We start from the raw sequence: 20,443 nt of genomic DNA, 5'->3' as shown, positions 1-20,443 counted from the left end.
TCAACAGATGCAAGGCCAGTGTGCCTGACCCCCACTAACCTACCGCTTTAGAGTGCCGGTGGTCAGGCACCTAATATTTTAACGGAAATAGAAATGATAAGAATGATATTGTCGAAATATAGAGAAAATAGATTGACAAAATTTAGAATTCTATTAAACTAAAAATAGTTCTATCCTCACCTTCTTCTTTAAATATGCTCTTTATATTAGCTACTCCGCATGTCTTTATCTGCCTTTTTCTTTTTCCAATTGAAGCCACATTAAAACACCTTCTCTTCACTCGTATTAACACTCCCTAATTTTAAAGATTGTCCGAAGTTCAAATGACTAGATAATGGAGATGATTCATTCATGGCATCGATTTTGTATGCTATTGAATGCCCTTGTTGTGGGCGTTCTGCATTTGAAGATGATTATTATAAAACTGATGAAAAGTTCATCTTTTGTTTGAGATGTGGATTTAATTACACCAAAACAATTGAGAAATATACCAAAGACAATATTGAATACAAGGAAGAGAAAATTGAAGGTCACGGTATATTTATATTAGTGAATAAAGACGGAAGTCAGGAAAAGATAATATTAAATTCCAGCCTAACTAACGAATTATTAGAAGAATTGAAAGCAAAAGTAAATGACAACAATGTTAACCAAGAAAAAAGTTACTTAATTTCTCACGAAAACGAAGTATTTACAATACTATTTGGCAACCCGCCTGAAAATTTTTATTTGTCATTTGAAGAGTATCGAGAAAAGATGTTTGCGAAGTATGGAGTTCCTGATTTTGATTTTATGGTTCCGATTGAGGAATAGGTATTAATCTTCGAAGATAATAACAAGAATTAATAGCAGAAGATGTTGCGGATGGAGGTTTTCAATTGTTTAATTTTTGTGGGTTGTCCACTGAATTTTGATTTTCCTTTGTTGGCTGTTCAGAGCTGTTAGACAGGTGGATTCCAGACCAATTCTGTTTGCATTTCTTGTTGGAAATTTTGGCAATATGGATGGACCTCATATCCTGCTCTGTAGGCACTGCTCATTTAGATAAGGCATGAAATACCATTGGATAGGAGGATAGATGCAGTGGGATTTGAAGGAGAATATCAGACCTTTATGAATGCTCACTTGCAGGCAAGAGCAGGTGAAAGGTTGCGGCGCTTACAAGAAGGTCACAGCCAAGCTGAAAGAATGTTTTTGAAGCAAGTATGGTGGCCTTTATTTTACCATTTCCGCTACCTTCATCCGGAATATGAAGTCAATGATTTCAAGGATGGCAAAAGATATCTGGACTTTGCTTATATTCGTCCCGCAATTCGGATATGCTTTGAAATCGACGGATATGGCCCTCACCTGAAGAACATAAGCAGGTGGCAATTTTCAGACAGTCTAGAACGTCAAAATCAGTTGGTGATTGACGGATGGACCGTAATCCGCTTTTCTTATGACCAGGTTAAAGAGAAGCCTCGTCGGAGCCAACAGATTGTCCAGCAAGTGATTGGCCGATGGCTGGGTGATGAACTGGACCAGACCTCTCTGTCATTTGTCGAAAAGGAAGTGCTTCGGCTAGCAATTCGAAAAAGAGAAGCCATATTCCCTTTAGAAGTTCAGAAATATTTGAAGCTAAGTGACAAGACGGTAAAAAAAGTACTTTCTCAACTAGTAGATAAAAATATGTTGATTCCTGCAACTGGGACCATGAGGATCCGCTCTTATCGGCTGGGGAATGAGGTTAAGCATCCGGTCTGATAAATAGACGGAAAAATTCCGCTTAGTTAGTAAATAGTATTGAAAATAGCTTAAATAGAAGGAGAGATTCCGCCTATTGCCTCAAAAATTGCGAAAATAGGGGACTTTGTTTCACATAACCGGAAAGCCTCCGCTTATTCACCCCGAAACGTGCTCCATTCTCCATTTAACCGAAAAAACTCCGCTTATTTTATTTCGCTGGTTACTCGAGTAAGGACAAGCCTTCTTAATGAAGAGATATGAGATAAAGATCCGTCGCACGAAGGGTATTCTAATATCTGTATTCGCGTATTTGTTATTCTAAGTCCAGGAGAATCTCATTTTGATGCATTACGCTGAACCGTATCGTAAGTAAACGGAACTAGTAAAACGAAAAAGCGTGTAACCATTTATAGTCACACGCTTATTTTACTATTCAGCTTTTGATATATTTTCGGTTGTTCAACCACTTTATGATCCATTCTCCGATAAACAAGGGCAAGAAGCATTGATGGAATGGTACAGATAATCATCCCGATAAATGCGTATCGGGGTTCAATTTCGTATAAATAGCCACCGAAAAGGGTGAACACCGCTGTGCTCCAGCTAAGTGCCAGCGCTGAGTATATTCCTTGTGCGTTTGGAATCTGAGCATGTGGAATATTTTTGAATAAGAATTTCATAAAGGCATAGTGCCCCAGCGCAAACGAGAAGGCATGCAATGTTTGGGCGATGGAAAACAAAATGACATTTGGAAAGGCGAATACTAGTATCCAGCGCACAGTTGAACCCAGTGCTGCTAGTGCCAGTAAAGAGCCAACAGAAAATTTTTGAAAGGTTCGATCTGCGATGGCAAAGAAAAGGATCTCTGCAATCACGGCTATGTTAATAATCACGCCAATTAAATATTTGGGTGCATGAATTTCTTGTAAAAATAGATAGCCATAGCTGTAGTAAGAAGCGTGTGCCGCCTGCAGCAGAATGACTATGATGAGCACCAAACCAAAGTGTTTGATGCGAAATAATTTCAGCATGCCGCCTTTTTTTGTTTGATCCGCTTTTGGTTTTTCAGATAATGCATCAGGTGCGGGCATAAGGCAAAGAGACATGAATACCAATGCGCCGAGTAACAATGCCCATAAAATCACTTCATCACCAAGCGCCCCTGTAAAGAAAGTTAAGATTAAGCCGCTCACGACAAACCCGATGGACCCCCAGGAGCGGCTCTTCCCGTAATGTTTTAATTGCTTATTCTGTACAAGTACGCCAGCAGCACTATCCAATGCAGGCATCAACGATGGGTAAAAGAAGTGCAAAAATAACGTTGCCGCAAGTAAGCTGGCAAAGGAGTCCGCCGGAATACAACTTAGAAGAGAAATCACCGTGCCGATTGCCATCCCATTTAATAGGGTTTTACTGCTGAATTTACTCGATAAATATGGAAAGGCAAATAATGTAGAAAGGCCTCGTGCAACTAACCCTAAACTCATAATCAAACTGGCTTCTGTAACGGTAAATCCTTTTGCATAAATAATCCAGCCTGTCCAATAGGGCAGAAAAATCCCCCATGTCATAAAGAAACTAAAAAACTGTGTGCTCATCCAGCGTTGTGTGTTCATACTGTATCCTCCTAATATTTGCATAATACCATGGAGATACGTACGATAATATGAGATATCTCCTATTATTGAGGCGGCGAGCTATGGAAATTTATAAAAACGAGAAAAGGCAACGCTATATAGAGGTACACTCGATTGGGCATTTATTCTCTTTTCCGATTGAAGAGTTTATAGAGGTGCGTGAATATAAACGCAATGAATGGATTATTCAAGAAGGCATGCGGCCGGATTTTTTATTTTATGTCATTGAAGGCAAAGCCAAAATTTATGTGACACATCAAAATGGAAAGGTTTCCTTAATTAATTTTGTTAATGCGAATGATTATATAGGGGAAATGGAATTATTACATCAAATTTACTATACAAAAGGAATCCAAACCTCTACAAAGACAATTTGTTTTGCGATTCCTTTTCATCGCTGCCGCAAACAAATGCTGGATGATGCAAAATTTCTGCGTGAACTAACCAAGTTTTTAAGCTTAAAAGCAACACAAATGGCCGCAAAGTATTCTCAAAGTCTTGCCTTCCCGCTTGAAAACCGGCTTGCGGATTTTATTTTGCAAACAGCTGATGGAGAGGTTTATAAGGAAAAACATGTAACCGTTTGTGACTTTTTAGGCGTCTCCTATCGCCACTTATTGTATGTGCTGACGCAATTTTGCGAAAAAGGGTATTTGCAAAAGGAAGGGCGACACTACCGGATTCAGGAGCACAGTGCATTAACTGAACTTGCTGGGAAACTGATGAATAAATAGCGAACAAAAGTGCCTGTCCCCATAAAGTAGGTGGGGACAGGCACTATTTTTGAGAGGATGCTGCTGGGATAGCGTCCTTTTTTGTGTAAAACTACGAGTTTTACTGTAATAGGGAGAGGAAATCTTTGAAAATTAGATTTTTCGTTTTCTACGCGGCTGATTCTATCCTGTTTACTGAGTTTCTCTGCGTATAAAAATATTTCTCTGCGTATAGCAGCAATTTCTCTGCGTATAGCAGCAATTTCTCTGCTTATAAAATATTTTCTCTGCAGATAATCAAATTTCTCTGCGTATAGGGTGTTTAGTTGAAAAAGATTTACATTTTTATCCAAGTTATGCAGGGAGTGATTCTTAAAAATGGTTGGCGCCTGTCCTGAATAAGGCGGGCGCTAAAGCCAAGAGGGATTTTAGACTAAGATAGTTTAACTATTCTCAAACTTACCGCTCTAAAGAAGGGGGGATTACTAACGAAGATTGTTGGGCCTGTGGGCGCTAGATTCATTACTTCAAGTGTATTGGGGTTGTTGCCTGTCGTATTAAAAATGGCGCCCCCAGATGCTCCCATTGGAAACCCGGTAGGTGAAACAAAGTTAAAATCATTCGTTGCTTCGCTAAATGGTATAATTGTCGTTCCATTTAAACGGAGAGCAGCATTTAATCCGCTTCCCTGCGGGGCAGTTCCATACACTGAGTATCGACAAGGTAGGTTTGGTTTGGTGCCAGATTAATAATAGGGGATGGCGAAGCATGTGAAATGGCGCTTCCATTTATTAATTGGTTTGTATCTAAAGGAATTGGTGTATTTGGCTGTACCGGGGTAGTAGTATTTAGGCCAATTAGAGCGTTGTTTGCGGTGGCGGGAGGTTCAGTTGATCCTGTGGTTATATTGATTACCGGGTTGAATGTATTTGTGTTAACAGGGTTATTATTTATTGTACAGCAGCAAGGGTTGGACTGACAGCGGGAGCAAGTAGCTTTATCACTCATTTTATAAGCACTCCTTTCTTTCATTTTTGTTGTATTCTTATAGCTTTCTGGCTCGGGTCTAGCGGAATCTAAATCATTTTCATCGTACCAGGTTGAAGTGTTACTAGTGCCTGGTGAGTACTTATGATTTTGCCCATAGGAAGAGGAGCAGCGACATAAGCTGTCGCGAAAGCCGCAATATGGACAGAACTCCATTATCATTACACCTCCTAAATTAAAATGAACTTATATTCTATTTTATTAAAGAGCTATAAGAACTGCTTGTGCTGGCTAACTAGAATAAATCTAATATCTAAAAAAAGGTGCGTGTTCCTATCATACGGCGGTGTTCTTTTAATAGAATATTTTGGTTCACTGATACCAGTAAACGAAAGCCTTAACCCTGCAAGAAACTTAGTTAAGGTCTTGGTTCTTGTCTGTTTCTGCCCCCTATGGACGGATTTCTCACTTTTTAAACTGCTTTAAATAGTTTATAATTATTAGATAATGGTAGATGTTTTAGTCTATAAGTCATTATAATAGATTATGGTATGGGTAATATAAAATAGAGATAATAGAAATAGAAAAGGCGTTTTCCTAGGTGGCGCCTTGCTTTTTGTGACACCTAAGTATACTCAAATATAGAGGATAAGGAAGGTTATCATGAGCAACGTACAGAATAAAACAGACGTTATCTTAATTGGTGCCGGAGTCATGAGTGCGACTTTGGGATCTATACTGAAAGAGTTATCACCGGAATGGGAAATCAAAGTGTTCGAGAAACTCGCCAAAGCAGGAGAAGAAAGCTCTAACGAATGGAATAATGCAGGTACGGGCCATGCTGCGCTGTGCGAGCTTAACTATACACCTGAGAAATCTGACGGATCCGTTGATATTAGCAAGGCGATAAAAATTAATGAACAGTTTCAGCTTTCAAGACAGTTTTGGTCTTATCTTGTAAAGAGCAATCTCATTCGCAATCCACAGGAGTTTATTATGCCACTCCCTCATATGAGTTTAGTGCAGGGGGAAGAGAATGTTACGTTCTTGAAAAAGCGAATGGAAGCGTTGTCAGCCAATCCCCTGTTTCAAGGGATGGAATTTTCCGAGGATCCTGAGAAGCTGAAGGAATGGGTCCCGCTCATCATGGAAGGTCGTACATCGGATGAACCGATAGCGGCTACAAAAATCGACTCAGGAACGGATGTCAATTTTGGCGCTTTAACCCGCTTGCTTTTTGAGCACTTGGAGAGCAAAAATGTAGAGGTCAACTACAAGCATAGTGTGGAAGACTTTAAACGTACCAGCGACGGTATGTGGGAAGTGAAAGTGAAGGATATCGACAGCGGTAAGATCGAATATCATACGGCAAAGTTCGTTTTTATCGGCGGCGGGGGCGGAAGTCTGCCTTTACTGCAAAAAACCGGTATTCCTGAGTCAAAGCATATTGGCGGATTCCCGGTAAGCGGACTATTTTTGGCATGCAACAATCCGGAAGTCATAGAGCAGCATCATGCAAAGGTATATGGTAAAGCTAAGGTTGGAGCTCCTCCAATGTCTGTCCCTCATCTTGATACAAGATATATCGACAACAAAAAAACCTTACTGTTTGGACCATTTGCCGGCTTTTCACCAAAGTTTTTAAAAACGGGCTCAAATCTGGATTTAATAGGTTCTGTAAAGCCGAATAATGTCATCACTATGCTCGCAGCAGGCGTAAAAGAGATGGCATTGACAAAATACCTGATCGAGCAGGTTATGTTATCGAATGAGAAGCGTCTGGAAGAATTGCGCGAATTTATCCCAAATGCTAAAAGCGAGGATTGGAGTATAGTAGTAGCAGGCCAGCGTGTGCAAGTGATCAAGGATACCGAAGCCGGTAAAGGAACACTTCAGTTTGGTACGGAAATTGTAAGTGCCGAAGATGGCTCGGTCGCTGCATTGCTTGGCGCATCTCCGGGTGCTTCCACTGCGGTTCACGTTATGCTTGAACTATTGGAAAAATGCTTCCCGCAGCATATGTTTAAGTGGGAACCGAAAATAAAAGAAATGGTTCCTTCTTATGGCGTGTCACTGGTGCAAAATCCAGAGCTATTCCAAGAGATTAACTCTTCAACAGCGCAGACGCTTGGTCTAAGCAAACAAGAATTGGTCTATAGTTAATTCTGAAGAGAATGAAATAAACAGATAAAAGCAAAGTAGAATTGAGTTATTAATAGATATAAAGTATAGAACCTTTGATCTGTTTTCTTGGATTGAAGGTTCTTTTTTTCATCTTTTACAGATAGAGAGGATGTGGTTTAGTCTATCATTCCGTACCTCTTCCTCCGTTTTTTCTTACAAGTGATATCTATGTAAAAACAAAATACAGTAACCAAAGCAATGATAGAAAATCTCAAAACAATATCCTATATGCACTAATGCCCCTGCATATCACTAGGCTGAAAAATAGTTATATTTTTTGGACTTCCGCCGGGACAGGATTGAAGGATAAAGCATTCTATAGTACTGAACGACATGTACAAGCCAATTATAAAAAAAGAGGTGTATAGAATGTGTAATTCTAATGAATTTAACTGTGGCTGCTGTCCGCCTGCACAGGTTTTTCAGGAGAAGATATGCGGGAATTATAGTGGCGGTTCTGTAAATAATCCTATTTGGTCCGCGCCTGCGGGAACATACCTTGCCGGTGTATTTCAGGTGTTCAATTCTGCAAATAGCACTGCAACACCGGGAGTAAGGATTAATGGGCAAGATCGGATACCCCCACTTCCTGGGCAGACGATGTCTTACACAGTAGACAATCCAACCAGCCTGGAGATTCTTGGTGCTGAAGGTGCCAGCGGGACGTATTGTATCATCCTTTATAGACGTGTGTTGACGTAATCGATGATCAATCAAACGTTTGATTGAATTTCGCATGCATAAGAAAAGCCGCTCCTGCCAAACGCAGAAGCGGCTTTTTATGTGATTGGAGGGCAGCGCGCAAAACGTTTGAAAAGGTAAACGTTTTGATACGTCAAACCTAGTTTCGGATCAGATAGTCAAAGGCTCCGAGAGCTGCAGTTGCACCGGATCCCATGGAGATGATGATTTGCTTGTAAGCACTGTCAGTACAGTCTCCTGCAGCAAATACGCCAGGGATGTTGGTAGCGCCTTGTTTGTCGACAACGATTTCGCCAAAGCGAGTGCGTTCAATCTTGTCGCCTAACCAGTCCGTGTTCGGAACGAGGCCGATTTGGACGAAGACACCCTGCAGTTCAACGTGGTGAAGCTTTTCTGTTTCACGATCCATGTATGAAATACCGTTTACTTTGTCAGTGCCGGTGATTTCTGTTGTTTGAGCATTTGTGACAACCGTTACATTCGGCAGGCTGTTCAGTCGCTCTTGCAGAACAGCATCAGCTTTCAGTTCCGGATTGAATTCAATAACGGTTACATGGTTTACAATTCCAGCAAGGTCGATGGCTGCTTCTACGCCGGAGTTACCGCCGCCGATAACAGCTACGTCTTTGCCTTCGAACAATGGACCGTCACAGTGAGGGCAGTAAGCTACACCTTTGTTTTTGAATTCAGCTTCGCCTGGTACGTTCACATTTCTCCAGCGTGCACCAGTTGAAAGAATGACGGATTTACTCTTCAGAATAGCACCGTTTTCAAGTTCGATCTCAACAAGGTCTTTCTTCGCTAAGCTCTTGGCACGCTGCAGGTTCATGACATCAATGCCATAATCTTTCACGTGTTCTTCAAGGCTGGCGACAAGCTTAGGACCTTCTGTGTGCTTCACGCTGATAAAGTTTTCGATGCCCAATGTATCCATAACCTGTCCGCCAAAGCGTTCAGCAACGATTCCAGTGCGGATTCCTTTACGTGCTGCATAAATGGCTGCACTGGCACCCGCCGGTCCGCCGCCGACGACAAGTACGTCATATGGGTCTTTATTAGCGAATTCTGATGCGTCAGGGCCAGTTCCCATTTTGGCTAGAATTTCTTCAAGGCTCATGCGGCCGCTGCCGAATTCTTCCCCATTTAGGAATACAGTTGGCACTGCCATGATTTCTTTAGCGTCAACTTCCTCTTTGTAAGCTGCGCCATCGATCATGGTGTGTGTAATATTAGGATTTAGAACGCTCATGACGTTTAGCGCTTGTACCACATCAGGACAGTTATGGCAGCTTAGGCTGACATAAGTCTCGAAATGATAATCTCCCTGAATGGTTTTCACCTGGTCAATGACTTTTTGGTCAACCTTAGGTGCTCTACCGCTAACTTGAAGCAGAGCAAGCACTAAGGAAGTAAACTCATGGCCAAGAGGGATGCCGGCAAATGTGATGCCAGTGTTCTCTCCAGGTCGATTTACACTAAAGCTTGGCGTTCTCTGCAATTCAACGCGCTCAACTTTAATGCGGGAGGACATGGAAGACAATTCATCCACTAAAGCCAGCATGTCGCTGGATACTTTATCAGATCCCGCGCTGACTTTTAGAAGGATATCGCCCTCCAGCATTTGAAGATATTGAGCTAATTGTGCTTTTATATCTGCATCAAGTAACATGATTATCCTGCTCCTTAGATTTTACCTACAAGGTCAAGGCTTGGCTTAAGTGTTTCAGATCCTTCTTTCCACTTAGCCGGGCAAACTTCACCTGGGTTGTTGCGTACATATTGAGCTGCTTTAAGCTTGCTTACAACCTGGCTTGCGTCACGGCCGATGCCGCCAGCGTTGATTTCAACAGTTTGGATGATGCCATCTGGATCAATAATGAATGTTCCGCGTTCAGCTAGTCCATCTTCTTCGTTCAGAACATCAAAGTTGCGGGAAAGTCTTTGGTTAGGATCACCAATCATAACGTATTCGATCTTTCCGATTGTTTCTGAGTTATCGTGCCAAGCTTTGTGAGTGAAGTGTGTATCAGTTGATACAGAATAAACTTCAGCTCCCATATCTTTTAATGTTGCATATTCGTTTTGAAGGTCTTCTAATTCAGTAGGGCATACGAATGTGAAGTCTGCAGGGTAGAAGCAAACTACGCTCCATTTGCCTTTGAAGTTTTCTTCTGAAACGTCGATGAAATCACCGTTATGGTAAGCTTTTGCTGAGAATGGTAGTACTTCTTTGCCGATTAATGCCATGATAAAATTCCTCCTTAAAATGTTTGAGTGATATGATTATTAATTAAACAGCGAACTATTTAATAATAATTCTAATTCGGTAATCATTATCATATAGGTTAGATTTTTTGTCAAGGGATAAGCTGTGAAAATGTAGCTTCATTTTTGAATTAGGGTAAAAATCTTTAATAGCAAGCTGGCAGTAGTAATAAAGGCACAGCAAGAAAAAAATGAAACCTACTCTACATGGAAGAGGAGAGCTGCAAACAGGCAGGGGGATGCCTATTTAACAGAATAATACTATCTCTCCTTGAATACCCTGTTGTTGTCCTCTCCAATCTCAACTAATTGGATTTTTAAGTTTATAATTGAGAATATGATTTTGATGCGTGAGTTTCCGACGAATTCGATTTAAGATGTTTTGGGCTATAACTAAGGCATAGGTCACCATTTATCTATAATTCCCATTTGAACCAATACCAATTCTTATTCTTCTCCAATTATTTTGAATCCCGGCGAACAGATAACGAGTTCAATCAAATGTTTGATTGAATAAACGGTTACTAATGCTATGACTGAAAGCAGCGGCAAATATCCAAACGGATTTTACAATAATTTTTCCAAAAAGCTGCCATGTGCATGCTCTTTTTTGCCGTGAAGGCTTATCAAAAGCGAGCTGTATATTTATAATAGGGTGAACATAACTATAGAATGCGGAGGAAGAGGGATATGTCTAAATTGCCAAATTGCCCAAAGTGTAATTCAGAGTATACATATGAAGACGGAGCACTATTTGTATGTCCGGAGTGTGCGCATGAGTGGACAGGGGAGTCCGAAGCTGTGAACCATGAAGAAGAAAAGGTGATTAAGGATTCAAATGGGAACATACTGAATGATGGGGATACAGTGACTGTCATTAAAGATCTTAAAGTGAAAGGATCTTCTTCCGTTATTAAGATCGGAACGAAAGTTAAAAATATCCGCCTGGTTGATGGCGATCATGATATTGATTGTAAAATCGACGGCTTTGGTGCGATGAAGCTGAAGTCCGAGTTTGTGAAAAAGGTGTAATAAAAACAGCCAGTTCCGTTGGGGGACTGGCTGTTTTTATGGGGGAAATATTACTGTTCGTCTTCAAGATCCTTTATCAACTTCTTCATCTCGGTAATTTCTTTGCGCTGTGCTTTGATAATTTCGTCAGCAAGCTTTTGTGCACGCGGGTCTTCAATGTTGGCGCGTTCACTTGTAAGAATGGCGATCGAGTGGTGCGGGATCATCGCTTTCATCCAGCCGGTATCATCCACTGTTGTTTGGCTGCGCACCAGCCAAAGCGAAACGGCGAACACCAGTGCACTACCGGCAAGTATCAGCGCATTTATTTTTGTATTTTTGTACATTTTCCACATGAACAGCAGCATCACGACTGCCATCACAGATCCCATAATCAATGCCATGAACACACGCGTTTGGCTGTAAAAAACATGATCAAATTGGAATACGTTCAAGAACATAAGCCAATACATAATAAAAGTAGAAACGGCAATCATAGCCAGGAATTTTCCATATTGCTTCATGATCATCCTCCTTGTTGTATCTTAGTACTGTTAAACTTGCTATCTGATTCTGCTCGGCGACCCGTGGGCGGGCGGGGGAGCTTCGTAAGCGCCCGCTGGAATTTGAATAAGCATCCACGTTTAAATACCCAACGAATGCTTTTTATCGGGTCTTCCGCTTCAATCGGACATGGCGCCGATACCACAATAAGCTTTAACAAAGCTTTAAAAATATACGATAGCGTGTATTATTTCGAATTCCCCAATTATGCAGGGTTCAAACGAAAATAAAAATAGAAAAGGAGCCAGCTCCTGTAAACGGGAACTGGCTCCTTTATTAGAATATTAATTCGAGAGCGGCTGTGTTTTGCTTAGGGAACCACCAGGCAATTCCGAATTCCAGGTTAACGATGCCCTTGATTTTAATAAAGCTGATCAGGCCGGTATCTTGGGGAAGATGATTGCTTCTTTCGAATTCTCAATAATATTTTGAATCATTTCTATTAATAATGACATGCGTTTGTGCTGCTTCTTTCTACTATCTGTAACGTTATTTCCATGGATGATAGAAAAGTCCTGCTATAGCAAAGGGAGACATCATCTTTAGGAAGCTAAAATAGTTGTGGCGGCAGTACCATCTCTGGTTTATGATAAAGATAGAATATTGAGTAATTAAAACTGAAAAAAATAGGAGGGATCCTATTGTTTCTTTTGGACTATATTGTTAATCTCTCCATTTTTTCATTACTGGTCAGTACTCCCTTAGTCATCCGTTCGTTTATCAACCTTAAGCCGATTAAACAGATGCGGCTTTGGGGCGGTTTATATGCAGGAATCGTGTCCTCTGTGCTCGTTGGCCTTTCATTTAATGAACAGGGTTATGCTTATGATATCCGATATGCCATTCTAATATTGGTATTTTCATATTTGGGTCCAGGTGCAGGTTTCATAGCCGGCAGTTTTGCCTTGGTTTCCAGACTTATGGCCAGTGAAAATTGGCTGCCTGCCATTGTGGGCTGGATCATTATTATGATTGTTTTTACAGCAATCCATAAAAATAGTCCACACGTTAAACCAGTTAGAAAAATGGCCATTTTTTATGTCGCCTACTTGGTTATCTACGTTATGACTGTACCAATCATTTTTAACGTTTTCCGGGATGATCTTATTTTTCACCTCCAGTATTTAGTGTTTGTGACGTTCGGCGTTTTGATTGGAAGCTTGCAGATCGAGTCCTATGAAAGGCTGCTTCGAATCATAGCGGAAAAAAAGAAGATGGAAAAGACGCTGGAGGAAAGTGAATCTAAATACCGGCTGATTGCCGAGAATACATCAGATCTCATAGCAGTGCTTGATCAGGATCGAACGTTAAGTTATTTCTCTCCGTCTCATGAACTTGTTCTGGGGTATAAAGGACCTGATTTAGAAACGATGGAAATTGGCGAAATTGTCTATCCGGAAGATGTAGATATGTTTCTGGCCAATCTGAAAAAGATATTTGAAGACAATGAGGCCATTTCGATGGAGTTCCGTCTGAAGCACCAGGAGGGGCACTGGATTGAATTTGAATCGCGCTGCATGCCTGTTATGGGTGAGAGCCAAGAGGTTGAGCATATTGTCATGATTAGCCGTGATATTTCTGAACGCAAAAAAGCTGAGGAGTTTCTTTTGCAATCAGAAAAGCTATCCATCGTTGGAGAGCTGGCAGCTGGAGTAGCGCATGAAATCCGGAACCCGCTCACAACCATCAAAGGTTTCGTGCAGCTTTATAAAAGTGAAAACAGCCAAATTGAATATAGTGATTTACTGTTAGATGAACTTGAGCGTATTGAAAATATCACAAGCGAAATGCTATCGCTTGGAAAACCGCAGGCGATCCAGATGAACCGTGCTGATTTGCGGGAAATTGTTGAGAACACAGTTGAACTGCTGTCTCCGCAGGCCAATATGAACGCCATTCAATTTAGTATGGCCTTTGAGGCGGCGAATTTTTTTATCACATGCGAAAAAAACCAAATCAAACAGGTATTTCTGAATATTTTTAAGAATGCCATGGAAGCTATGCGTGATGGCGGGGTTATTCAAATTGATCTGCGCCATGGTGCAGAAGGGGAGTGTGTGGTTTCTGTTCAAGACCAGGGCTGCGGCATTCCGGAAGAGCTGCTGCCGCGTTTGGGTGAGCCTTTTTATACCTTGAAAGAAAAGGGAACAGGGCTTGGGCTGATGATCTGCCATAAAATTATCAAACAGCATAATGGAAGAATCTCTTATCAAAGCAAAGTGAATGAGGGCACGAGGATAGAGATTGTGCTGCCGCTGGCGAGTTGAAGTAAGTTCTATATTGTAGTTTGTATATAGTATTCTGAGGACATTATCCAAGTTGGAATAAGCAGGGGGCGCTAATGCCTCCTGCTTTCTTAATACACTTTTGGTGATGCTTCCAGCTCCGGGTCCATAAGCTTCTTTTTGGAAAATCGAAATACTAGAATCAGCATGACGGCTGCAGCCGGATAAACGGGAATGGAATAAAAAAGCTTCCAGCCTGTATAGGTTAGAGCATGATTCTTTACAGTCAGCCATTCAAAAAATATCGAAAACGCGCTCCAGCAAAGAATGTACCAAACTGTTTTCTTTCCATAGAGTTCCCAGCGATCATAGCCAAATAAAAACAGGAGGGCAGAACAAGGATACATAAAAAAGTGAAAGAGCGCACCGGAAAGTTCATAGGTAGGGTTATCCCCAAATATATACAGCTGAAAAGGTGTGGCAAGAAGAAAGTAATCAATAGTGGCAACTAATGCGACATTATAAACCCAGATAATCGTCACCAATGCAGGAGGAAAATACCTTCGAATGGGTAAAAACAATAGAATAATGAGTGCAGACGTTATGATGAAGTACCACTCATTCCAATCAAAGGTAACATTCATAAACTAGCCTCCTCTATAAAGAATCTTCCTGAAAAACTTCATAAATCCAATTAATAGAAGCAAGGAAACAAGCCAAAAGGCAAATGACCACCAAAGTTTCCAATTTACATGAATTAGAACGCCTGTTAAATGTCCCATCCATTCCAAACCGCCAAGTATGAATAGGAAAAACAAGATTAACAAGAGCTTTCTTTTGAATGTTCTCAGACTAAGGAAATAAGAAAGAAACAACACCATGATGGCAGGAAAAAGCACGATTCGGTTGAGAAAATGGGCGAATTCATAGCTTAACTTTTCGGGGATGATTAAGGTTTTAAAGTTCATGTAGCAAAGTGCTGAAAGGTTTTGAAATAGGTAGGAGCTAACCATCCAATATACGAGAATTTCCAGTATATGCAAGTGCTTCTTTTTCTTTATAAAAAGGAACAATACGGCCATATTGATCACGAAGTAAAGAAAGAAAATCATGGAATGAACTCCCTTGTAAGACCTTAATCTATCCGCTCTCATATTATCTTTCCGAGTTACACTTATCTTGTTCAATATTAAGTGATTTATTAAGTAATCTTATAAATTTGGCACTATTCGTAAAGTTTGTAGTAAAAAACAGAAATCTAAAGAAAAGCCTATACTCATAATGAGAAAAAAGACGAGCCGCTGTGAGTGCGTCCCGTCTTTTTCTATAAGTCTAAGGGGTTTTGTATTTTTTTTAGAAATCAAAATGATTTGGATCAGGTCCTACACGTAGATCCTCATTTAAGGAATCGATAAGACTGATGTCTTCAGCAGATAGCTCAAACCCAAATAAGTCGGCATTTTCTTTGATCCGATAAGGCTTTGTCGATTTAGGAATAATGATTATATCGTTTTGCAGATGCCACCTTAAAATAATTTGAGCAATGGATTTTCCATGTTTTTTAGCGAGTCCGTTCAGGACTTCGTTTTCAAATAATCCGCCTTGCATTAATGGTGCCCATGCTTCAATCTGCATGTCATGCCGGGCAGCGAACGAGCAGATTTCTTTTTGTGATAATTTGGGATGCAGTTCAATTTGATTAATCATTGGTTTGATTTCTGCTGTTTTTAATAACTCTTCCAGATGATGCACCTGAAAGTTGCTGACGCCAATCGCTTTTATTTTGCCTTCCCAATACAACTGCTCAAGCGCTCTCCAAGTGTCAGCATATTTTCCTTCGACAGGCCAATGGATTAAATAAAGTTCCAGGAAGTCCAATCCCATTTTCACCATAGAAGTGTTAAATGCCTGTAGTGTTTCTTCATAGCCCTGGTCAGCATTCCACACTTTTGATGTGATAAAAAGTTCTTCTCTCTTAAGCCCTGACTGGCGAATGGCTTTGCCTACCCATTCTTCGTTTCCATAAATGGATGCTGTGTCAATGCTGCGGTAGCCCGTTTCAATGGCTGCATTAACCGCAGTTAAAAGCTCATCTTCTTTTTCTACTTTAAACACGCCCAGTCCAATCTTAGGCATTTTTACTCCATTTGCAAGTGTAACTGTGCTTGTTAAAGATAATTGATTCATTTCAAAACACTCCTTTAATTAGTTGGTTTTCTCAAGCTTTCTCAGTAAGCCGGTCAAAACTACGGCCCCTAATACCATCACTGCGCCGATCCAAGGTGTGTGAATAAGCCCGATGGAGTCGACGATGAGGCCGCCGGCAAAAGAACCGATGGCGATTCCGATGTTAAAGGCTGCAATGTTTAAGGCAGAAGCGACGTTTACAGCAGATGGGACATATTTCTCAGCCAGGTTCACAACAAGAATTTGAAGGCCGGGCACATTCATGAACGCGAATAAGCCCATTAAGAAAATAACGATAAGACCTAGTGCTTTATATGGTGCTGCAAAGGTTAGCAGTACAAGAATAAGGGCTTGCATGGCGAACATCCAGAACAGAGCCTTTAAGGGATTTTTATCAGAAGCTTTTCCGCCAATGACATTTCCAAAGGCAACCGCAATGCCGTAAGCAAGCAATATGATGCTGACCCATTTAGGGCTGAAGCCTGTTACGTCTTCAAGAAGTGGAGTCAAATAGGTAAATGCAACAAAGGTTCCTCCGTATCCCAAGGCAGTGATGCCAAAGGCTAAAAGGAGTTTGCCGCTGCGCAAAATTTTCAGCTGTTCACTGAACTTGGATAGAGGTGCTTCTTTCAGGTTTTTTGGTACCAGGATGGCACTAGAAATAATCCCGACTACACCAAGCAGTGCCACTCCCCAGAAAGTAGCTCTCCAGCCGAACATTTGGCCGATAAAAGTTCCCAGAGGAACGCCGGTAACAGTCGCAACGGTTAAACCGGTGAACATAAAGGCAATCGCACTGGCCCGTTTGTTCTCAGGAACTAAATCAGCGGCAATGGTTGAGCCGATGGAGAAGAAGATTCCGTGTGAAAAAGCTGTGATAAAGCGTGCTATTAGCAAAAGGCTAAAAGACGAGGACATGGCTGCAACAGAATTCCCGATGATAAATAAAATCATTAATGACATGAGCAAAGATTTGCGGCTCATTTTACTGGTCAAAGCAGTCAGGATTGGTGCCCCTATGGCGACACCAACTGCATAGCCCGAAATCAATAAGCCGGCAAGGGTAATTGAAATTCCTAAATCATTGGACAGGGTAGACAATAAACCGACAGGCACAAATTCTGTGGTGCCAATTCCGAATGCACTGATTGCCAGTGCAAGCAGGGCAGGTGTACCGCTTTTTTCTTTTTGCGTATTTATGGCAATGGAACTCATATGAGTGATCCTCCTTATATCTAAAAAAGTTGATGAAGAGAAGGCCTCATAACCTGGCGCCTTTCAAATTTGGTTATGCCGCCTTGATGAATGTCATTATGAAGCATAAAAGATAAAGTGAATAGTACGTACTTTAAAGTGATATAGGCACTAAAAAGTACCCTATGGTCAATTTCACCATTACGTTTCGTGCTTCCTTATGCTATTATGGATGGCATGTGATGAAATGAATAGTACGCACTTTAAAGTAATGCAGGTACTTTAAGGTGCCTATGTGATATAAAGGGAGGAATGAAGATGGCTTACAATATTCCGGTAGAAGCGACACTCGATGTAATCGGGGGAAAGTGGAAAGTCGTTATCATGTGCCATTTGATTAAAGGAGAGAAGAGGACAAGCGAATTAAAAAGGCTGATGCCTGGAATTACCCAAAAAATGCTTACCCAGCAGCTGCGTGAGCTTGAAGCTGATGGTGTTGTAAATCGAACTGTTTATGATCAGGTTCCTCCGAAGGTTATCTATTCATTAACAGATTACGGGTGGTCACTCCGCCCAATTCTGGATGCTATGTGTAACTGGGGTGAAGGGCATATAGAATTGACAGGAGGGGAGCTTGTGGAACAGTAAAATGAAAAAGGACTCGTTTGCAAATGGCATGCGGGTCCTTTTTTTGTTTATTTTATTGATTCTTAAAGCCTTGATAGATAAAAATTGCTAAAGGAACCGCAAAAGGGATAAGAATAAAAAACGAAATGGTCTATATTGTGCTTAATATAAACTCAGCATCCCGCACTCCGTCGCCGGAGCCCTTTTTCGCTTATAGATGAAAAATACCCTATGAGCCGAATGCCGAATAGGAAAAAAATAGATTACTATAACGCCAATTAATAAAATAATCATTTGGGTTTTTGCTTCATTTAGCCCCCTTAGCTTGAGTAATCATAAGCATTTTTCTTAAAAAGGACTGCAGTGATTACTTGTTTTTCTCTTTTATCTGTTCGCGGATACTCTCGAGTTCCTCCAGGGACAGCGAACCGAGGGATTTTTTTATTTCTTCTTCTATCTGTTTTTTGTTATTTTCCCGGTATTGATCCCACCATTCCCGAAGGCCCTCCGTATGAGTAAGGAGGTATTCAATATCAATTTCTTCTACTTCATCATCAGACAAATATTCTAAGACAGCAGCTAACATACGATTAAGATTGCCGAGTTCATCTTTATTTTTTTCGTTGGGGGGCGATGGTACTTGAGTACCCTTTTCATTCTGTTCCTCTTCGCTGGCTGCTGCAGATGCAGATTTCCGTGGCATAGTATTTCCCTCCTAAAAACATTTAAGATTTGCCTTTAGTATTGCCTTAAAAATTTATATTGAATTAGAAATAAACAACTGAACGATTTTTCCGCTTAAGCGTCTTATCATAAAAAGCATAGTTTGGGGTGCTATATATGAAAGAACGTGACATTCAGTTTAAAACGGATATTACTTTAAAGGGAACGGTAAGCCTCCCGGAGAAATTTGAAGGGAAACCGCCGCTCGTCGTCATTCTCCATGGATCGGGCCCGGTTGACCGGGATGCCAATGTAAAACAAATGAAGATGAATGCATATAAAATGCTGGCTGAATTCTTTGCCTCAATCGGGGTGGCGGTACTTAGATATGACAAACGGGGAGCAGGTGAGAGCGGCGGAGATTTTTATGAAACAGGGATGTTGGATTTGGTTAGTGACGGTGTAGCAGCTGTAAAAGCAGCCCGTGAGCTTCCGGAAATTGATTCAGATAGAATTTTTCTGCTCGGGCATAGCGAGGGATGCTCGCTGATTCCTCCCATTAATAAGCAGGTAAACGCAGCAGGCATCATTCTGCTGGCGGGGCAGGCAGATAATGTGCGGAAGGCTTCTGAATTCCAGACCAAACAGCTTGAGGAGGAAGTAACCGAAATGAAAGGATTTATCGGTATGCTCCTTCGTGCGTTAAAGGTTCATAAAACGACAGCTTCCAAACAGAAGAAGTTATTCGATGAGATGGTGGAGTCGGATGAGACGGTAATGAAAAAAGGTTTAACAAAGATTAACGCGAAGTGGGCACGGGAGCATTTTCAATATGAAATGGAAGAGGATTTAGCTGCTATTACTTGTCCGGTGCTAGCGATTACCGGGAATAAAGATGTCCAGGTTGAGCCTAATCATGTGCACCTTTTTGCTGAAAAGGTAAATGGACCTGCAGAGGGCTATAATGTAAGGGATATGAATCATCTTCTAAGAGATCAGGAAGAGCCTGTATCTATGATTAAGCTTAAATCTATTTATAAAGAAAGTCTTACTAAACCGCTGAGTCCAGAGATGCTGTCTATAATTAAGAAGTGGGCAGAGAAATATATCTTATAAATAGAAGAAAAGGTGTGTGCTCTGTTAATATTTTTTAGAAATTAATGGGGCATGCACTTTTTTTATTTTAGGTGTTGACTTTATCTATCAAATTATAGTAAGATAGTTTTTGTCGCTAAGAGGCAATTACTTATCGGCAACAAAAAATTTTTAATCTGTTGAATATCAAACAGAAAAAAGATGAAAAATGAGGTTGACTTCTCCTCGAGAAGATGATACAATGAATTTCGTTGTCACTTCGAAAGAAGCTCAACAAAATAGTTCTTTGAAAACTAAACAAAGCAGAAACGTCAACGTTAATTATTTAGTCTTTTTTGAAAAGACAACTTATGAGCTTAATCAACTCTTATATGGAGAGTTTGATCCTGGCTCAGGACGAACGCTGGCGGCGTGCCTAATACATGCAAGTCGAGCGGACGGATGGGAGCTTGCTCCCTGAAGTCAGCGGCGGACGGGTGAGTAACACGTGGGCAACCTGCCTGTAAGACTGGGATAACTTCGGGAAACCGGAGCTAATACCGGATAATTCTTTCCCTCACATGAGGGAAAGCTGAAAGATGGTTTCGGCTATCACTTACAGATGGGCCCGCGGCGCATTAGCTAGTTGGTGAGGTAACGGCTCACCAAGGCAACGATGCGT

General features: G+C 41.0%; 19 protein-coding genes and 1 rRNA gene. 10 read left to right on the top strand and 10 right to left on the bottom strand.

The window, feature by feature from the left end; translation table 11 throughout:
• Nucleotides 1-351: 351 nt before the first annotated feature.
• Nucleotides 352-813 carry a hypothetical protein gene (locus J7I93_RS20940; RefSeq protein ID WP_214728187.1) on the top strand — a complete coding sequence of 154 codons (462 nt, stop codon included), beginning with the start codon at nt 352-354 and terminating at the stop codon, nt 811-813.
• A 270-nt stretch (nt 814-1,083) separates the two neighbouring features.
• The gene (locus J7I93_RS20935) at nt 1,084-1,746 is read left to right on the top strand and encodes a BlaI/MecI/CopY family transcriptional regulator (RefSeq protein WP_214728185.1); all 663 of its coding nucleotides are present in this window, start codon (nt 1,084-1,086) and stop codon (nt 1,744-1,746) included.
• Between the two features lie 395 nt (nt 1,747-2,141).
• Here J7I93_RS20935 and J7I93_RS20930 read toward each other — a convergent pair whose 3' ends face one another.
• Nucleotides 2,142-3,344 carry an MFS transporter gene (locus J7I93_RS20930; protein WP_214728183.1) on the bottom strand — a complete coding sequence of 401 codons (1,203 nt, stop codon included), beginning with the start codon at nt 3,342-3,344 and terminating at the stop codon, nt 2,142-2,144.
• An 83-nt stretch (nt 3,345-3,427) separates the two neighbouring features.
• Between J7I93_RS20930 and yeiL the strand changes: the two genes are divergently transcribed.
• Nucleotides 3,428-4,099, top strand: coding sequence for a transcriptional regulator YeiL (gene yeiL, locus J7I93_RS20925; RefSeq protein ID WP_214728181.1), 672 nt, complete (start codon nt 3,428-3,430; stop codon nt 4,097-4,099).
• Nucleotides 4,100-4,753: 654 nt separating this feature from the next.
• Here yeiL and J7I93_RS20920 read toward each other — a convergent pair.
• Complete coding sequence (locus J7I93_RS20920) at nt 4,754-5,086, bottom strand: hypothetical protein (RefSeq protein ID WP_214728179.1); 333 nt, start codon at nt 5,084-5,086, stop codon at nt 4,754-4,756.
• A 642-nt stretch (nt 5,087-5,728) separates the two neighbouring features.
• On the opposite strand from J7I93_RS20920, the gene J7I93_RS20915 reads away from it, so the two are divergent.
• Both J7I93_RS20915 and J7I93_RS20910 read left to right on the top strand, forming a co-directional pair.
• Nucleotides 5,729-7,228, top strand: coding sequence for a malate:quinone oxidoreductase (locus J7I93_RS20915; protein ID WP_214728177.1), 1,500 nt, complete (start codon nt 5,729-5,731; stop codon nt 7,226-7,228).
• A gap of 390 nt (nt 7,229-7,618) precedes the next feature.
• Nucleotides 7,619-7,951, top strand: a complete 333-nt coding sequence (locus J7I93_RS20910; protein WP_214728174.1) for an S-Ena type endospore appendage — start codon at nt 7,619-7,621, stop codon at nt 7,949-7,951.
• Nucleotides 7,952-8,090: 139 nt separating this feature from the next.
• Here J7I93_RS20910 and ahpF read toward each other — a convergent pair whose 3' ends face one another.
• Together ahpF and ahpC are read right to left on the bottom strand one after the other, a co-directional pair.
• On the bottom strand, nt 8,091-9,620 hold the full coding sequence (ahpF, locus tag J7I93_RS20905; protein ID WP_214728172.1) for an alkyl hydroperoxide reductase subunit F: 1,530 nt from the start codon (nt 9,618-9,620) through the stop codon (nt 8,091-8,093).
• A gap of 14 nt (nt 9,621-9,634) precedes the next feature.
• A complete protein-coding gene (ahpC, locus tag J7I93_RS20900; protein WP_214728170.1) occupies nt 9,635-10,198 on the bottom strand; it encodes an alkyl hydroperoxide reductase subunit C in 564 nt (187 codons plus the stop codon).
• 708 nt (nt 10,199-10,906) lie between these two features.
• Here ahpC and J7I93_RS20895 point away from each other — a divergent pair.
• Complete coding sequence (locus J7I93_RS20895; RefSeq protein ID WP_214728168.1) at nt 10,907-11,248, top strand: zinc ribbon domain-containing protein YjdM; 342 nt, start codon at nt 10,907-10,909, stop codon at nt 11,246-11,248.
• 50 nt (nt 11,249-11,298) lie between these two features.
• On the opposite strand, the gene J7I93_RS20890 is transcribed toward J7I93_RS20895, so the two are convergent.
• A complete protein-coding gene (locus J7I93_RS20890) occupies nt 11,299-11,751 on the bottom strand; it encodes a DUF305 domain-containing protein (RefSeq protein WP_214728166.1) in 453 nt (150 codons plus the stop codon).
• Between the two features lie 681 nt (nt 11,752-12,432).
• On the opposite strand from J7I93_RS20890, the gene J7I93_RS20885 reads away from it, so the two are divergent.
• Nucleotides 12,433-14,058 carry an ATP-binding protein gene (locus J7I93_RS20885; RefSeq protein WP_214728165.1) on the top strand — a complete coding sequence of 542 codons (1,626 nt, stop codon included), beginning with the start codon at nt 12,433-12,435 and terminating at the stop codon, nt 14,056-14,058.
• Nucleotides 14,059-14,147: 89 nt separating this feature from the next.
• On the opposite strand, the gene J7I93_RS20880 is transcribed toward J7I93_RS20885, so the two are convergent.
• The 4 genes from J7I93_RS20880 to J7I93_RS20865 form a co-directional block, all read right to left on the bottom strand.
• Nucleotides 14,148-14,660, bottom strand: a complete 513-nt coding sequence (locus tag J7I93_RS20880; protein WP_214728164.1) for a hypothetical protein — start codon at nt 14,658-14,660, stop codon at nt 14,148-14,150.
• Between the two features lie 3 nt (nt 14,661-14,663).
• Complete coding sequence (locus J7I93_RS20875; RefSeq protein ID WP_214728163.1) at nt 14,664-15,128, bottom strand: hypothetical protein; 465 nt, start codon at nt 15,126-15,128, stop codon at nt 14,664-14,666.
• A 241-nt stretch (nt 15,129-15,369) separates the two neighbouring features.
• Nucleotides 15,370-16,203 carry an aldo/keto reductase gene (locus tag J7I93_RS20870; protein WP_214728162.1) on the bottom strand — a complete coding sequence of 278 codons (834 nt, stop codon included), beginning with the start codon at nt 16,201-16,203 and terminating at the stop codon, nt 15,370-15,372.
• An 18-nt stretch (nt 16,204-16,221) separates the two neighbouring features.
• A complete protein-coding gene (locus J7I93_RS20865) occupies nt 16,222-17,418 on the bottom strand; it encodes an MFS transporter (RefSeq protein ID WP_214728161.1) in 1,197 nt (398 codons plus the stop codon).
• A 297-nt stretch (nt 17,419-17,715) separates the two neighbouring features.
• Here J7I93_RS20865 and J7I93_RS20860 point away from each other — a divergent pair, with 297 nt between their 5' ends.
• Nucleotides 17,716-18,045, top strand: coding sequence for a winged helix-turn-helix transcriptional regulator (locus tag J7I93_RS20860; RefSeq protein WP_483297146.1), 330 nt, complete (start codon nt 17,716-17,718; stop codon nt 18,043-18,045).
• A 346-nt stretch (nt 18,046-18,391) separates the two neighbouring features.
• Here the strand turns inward: J7I93_RS20860 and J7I93_RS20855 are convergent, their stop codons facing one another.
• Nucleotides 18,392-18,727, bottom strand: a complete 336-nt coding sequence (locus tag J7I93_RS20855) for a hypothetical protein (protein WP_214728158.1) — start codon at nt 18,725-18,727, stop codon at nt 18,392-18,394.
• Between the two features lie 137 nt (nt 18,728-18,864).
• Between J7I93_RS20855 and J7I93_RS20850 the strand changes: the two genes are divergently transcribed.
• Both J7I93_RS20850 and J7I93_RS20845 read left to right on the top strand, forming a co-directional pair.
• The gene (locus J7I93_RS20850) at nt 18,865-19,803 is read left to right on the top strand and encodes an alpha/beta hydrolase (RefSeq protein ID WP_214728156.1); all 939 of its coding nucleotides are present in this window, start codon (nt 18,865-18,867) and stop codon (nt 19,801-19,803) included.
• Nucleotides 19,804-20,150: 347 nt separating this feature from the next.
• Nucleotides 20,151-20,443, top strand: a 16S ribosomal RNA gene (locus tag J7I93_RS20845); the annotation flags it as partial.

This window comes from Bacillus sp. ISL-47, from assembly GCF_018613175.1.
In the GTDB taxonomy this organism is placed as follows: Bacteria; Bacillota; Bacilli; order Bacillales; family Cytobacillaceae; genus Cytobacillus.
Note: the sequence above shows the minus strand (reverse complement) of the source record. Positions and strands in the feature narration are given on the sequence as shown.

Coding starts and splice junctions, on each gene's coding strand:
- J7I93_RS20940 (WP_214728187.1), top strand. CDS start 352: ATGGCATCGATTTTGTATGCTATTGAATGCCCTTGTTGTGGGCGTTCT.
- J7I93_RS20930 (WP_214728183.1), bottom strand. CDS start 3,344: ATGAACACACAACGCTGGATGAGCACACAGTTTTTTAGTTTCTTTATG.
- yeiL (WP_214728181.1), top strand. CDS start 3,428: ATGGAAATTTATAAAAACGAGAAAAGGCAACGCTATATAGAGGTACAC.
- J7I93_RS20920 (WP_214728179.1), bottom strand. CDS start 5,086: ATGAGTGATAAAGCTACTTGCTCCCGCTGTCAGTCCAACCCTTGCTGC.
- J7I93_RS20915 (WP_214728177.1), top strand. CDS start 5,729: ATGAGCAACGTACAGAATAAAACAGACGTTATCTTAATTGGTGCCGGA.
- J7I93_RS20910 (WP_214728174.1), top strand. CDS start 7,619: ATGTGTAATTCTAATGAATTTAACTGTGGCTGCTGTCCGCCTGCACAG.
- ahpF (WP_214728172.1), bottom strand. CDS start 9,620: ATGTTACTTGATGCAGATATAAAAGCACAATTAGCTCAATATCTTCAA.
- ahpC (WP_214728170.1), bottom strand. CDS start 10,198: ATGGCATTAATCGGCAAAGAAGTACTACCATTCTCAGCAAAAGCTTAC.
- J7I93_RS20895 (WP_214728168.1), top strand. CDS start 10,907: ATGTCTAAATTGCCAAATTGCCCAAAGTGTAATTCAGAGTATACATAT.
- J7I93_RS20890 (WP_214728166.1), bottom strand. CDS start 11,751: ATGAAGCAATATGGAAAATTCCTGGCTATGATTGCCGTTTCTACTTTT.
- J7I93_RS20880 (WP_214728164.1), bottom strand. CDS start 14,660: ATGAATGTTACCTTTGATTGGAATGAGTGGTACTTCATCATAACGTCT.
- J7I93_RS20875 (WP_214728163.1), bottom strand. CDS start 15,128: ATGATTTTCTTTCTTTACTTCGTGATCAATATGGCCGTATTGTTCCTT.
- J7I93_RS20870 (WP_214728162.1), bottom strand. CDS start 16,203: ATGAATCAATTATCTTTAACAAGCACAGTTACACTTGCAAATGGAGTA.
- J7I93_RS20865 (WP_214728161.1), bottom strand. CDS start 17,418: ATGAGTTCCATTGCCATAAATACGCAAAAAGAAAAAAGCGGTACACCT.
- J7I93_RS20860 (WP_483297146.1), top strand. CDS start 17,716: ATGGCTTACAATATTCCGGTAGAAGCGACACTCGATGTAATCGGGGGA.
- J7I93_RS20855 (WP_214728158.1), bottom strand. CDS start 18,727: ATGCCACGGAAATCTGCATCTGCAGCAGCCAGCGAAGAGGAACAGAAT.
- J7I93_RS20850 (WP_214728156.1), top strand. CDS start 18,865: ATGAAAGAACGTGACATTCAGTTTAAAACGGATATTACTTTAAAGGGA.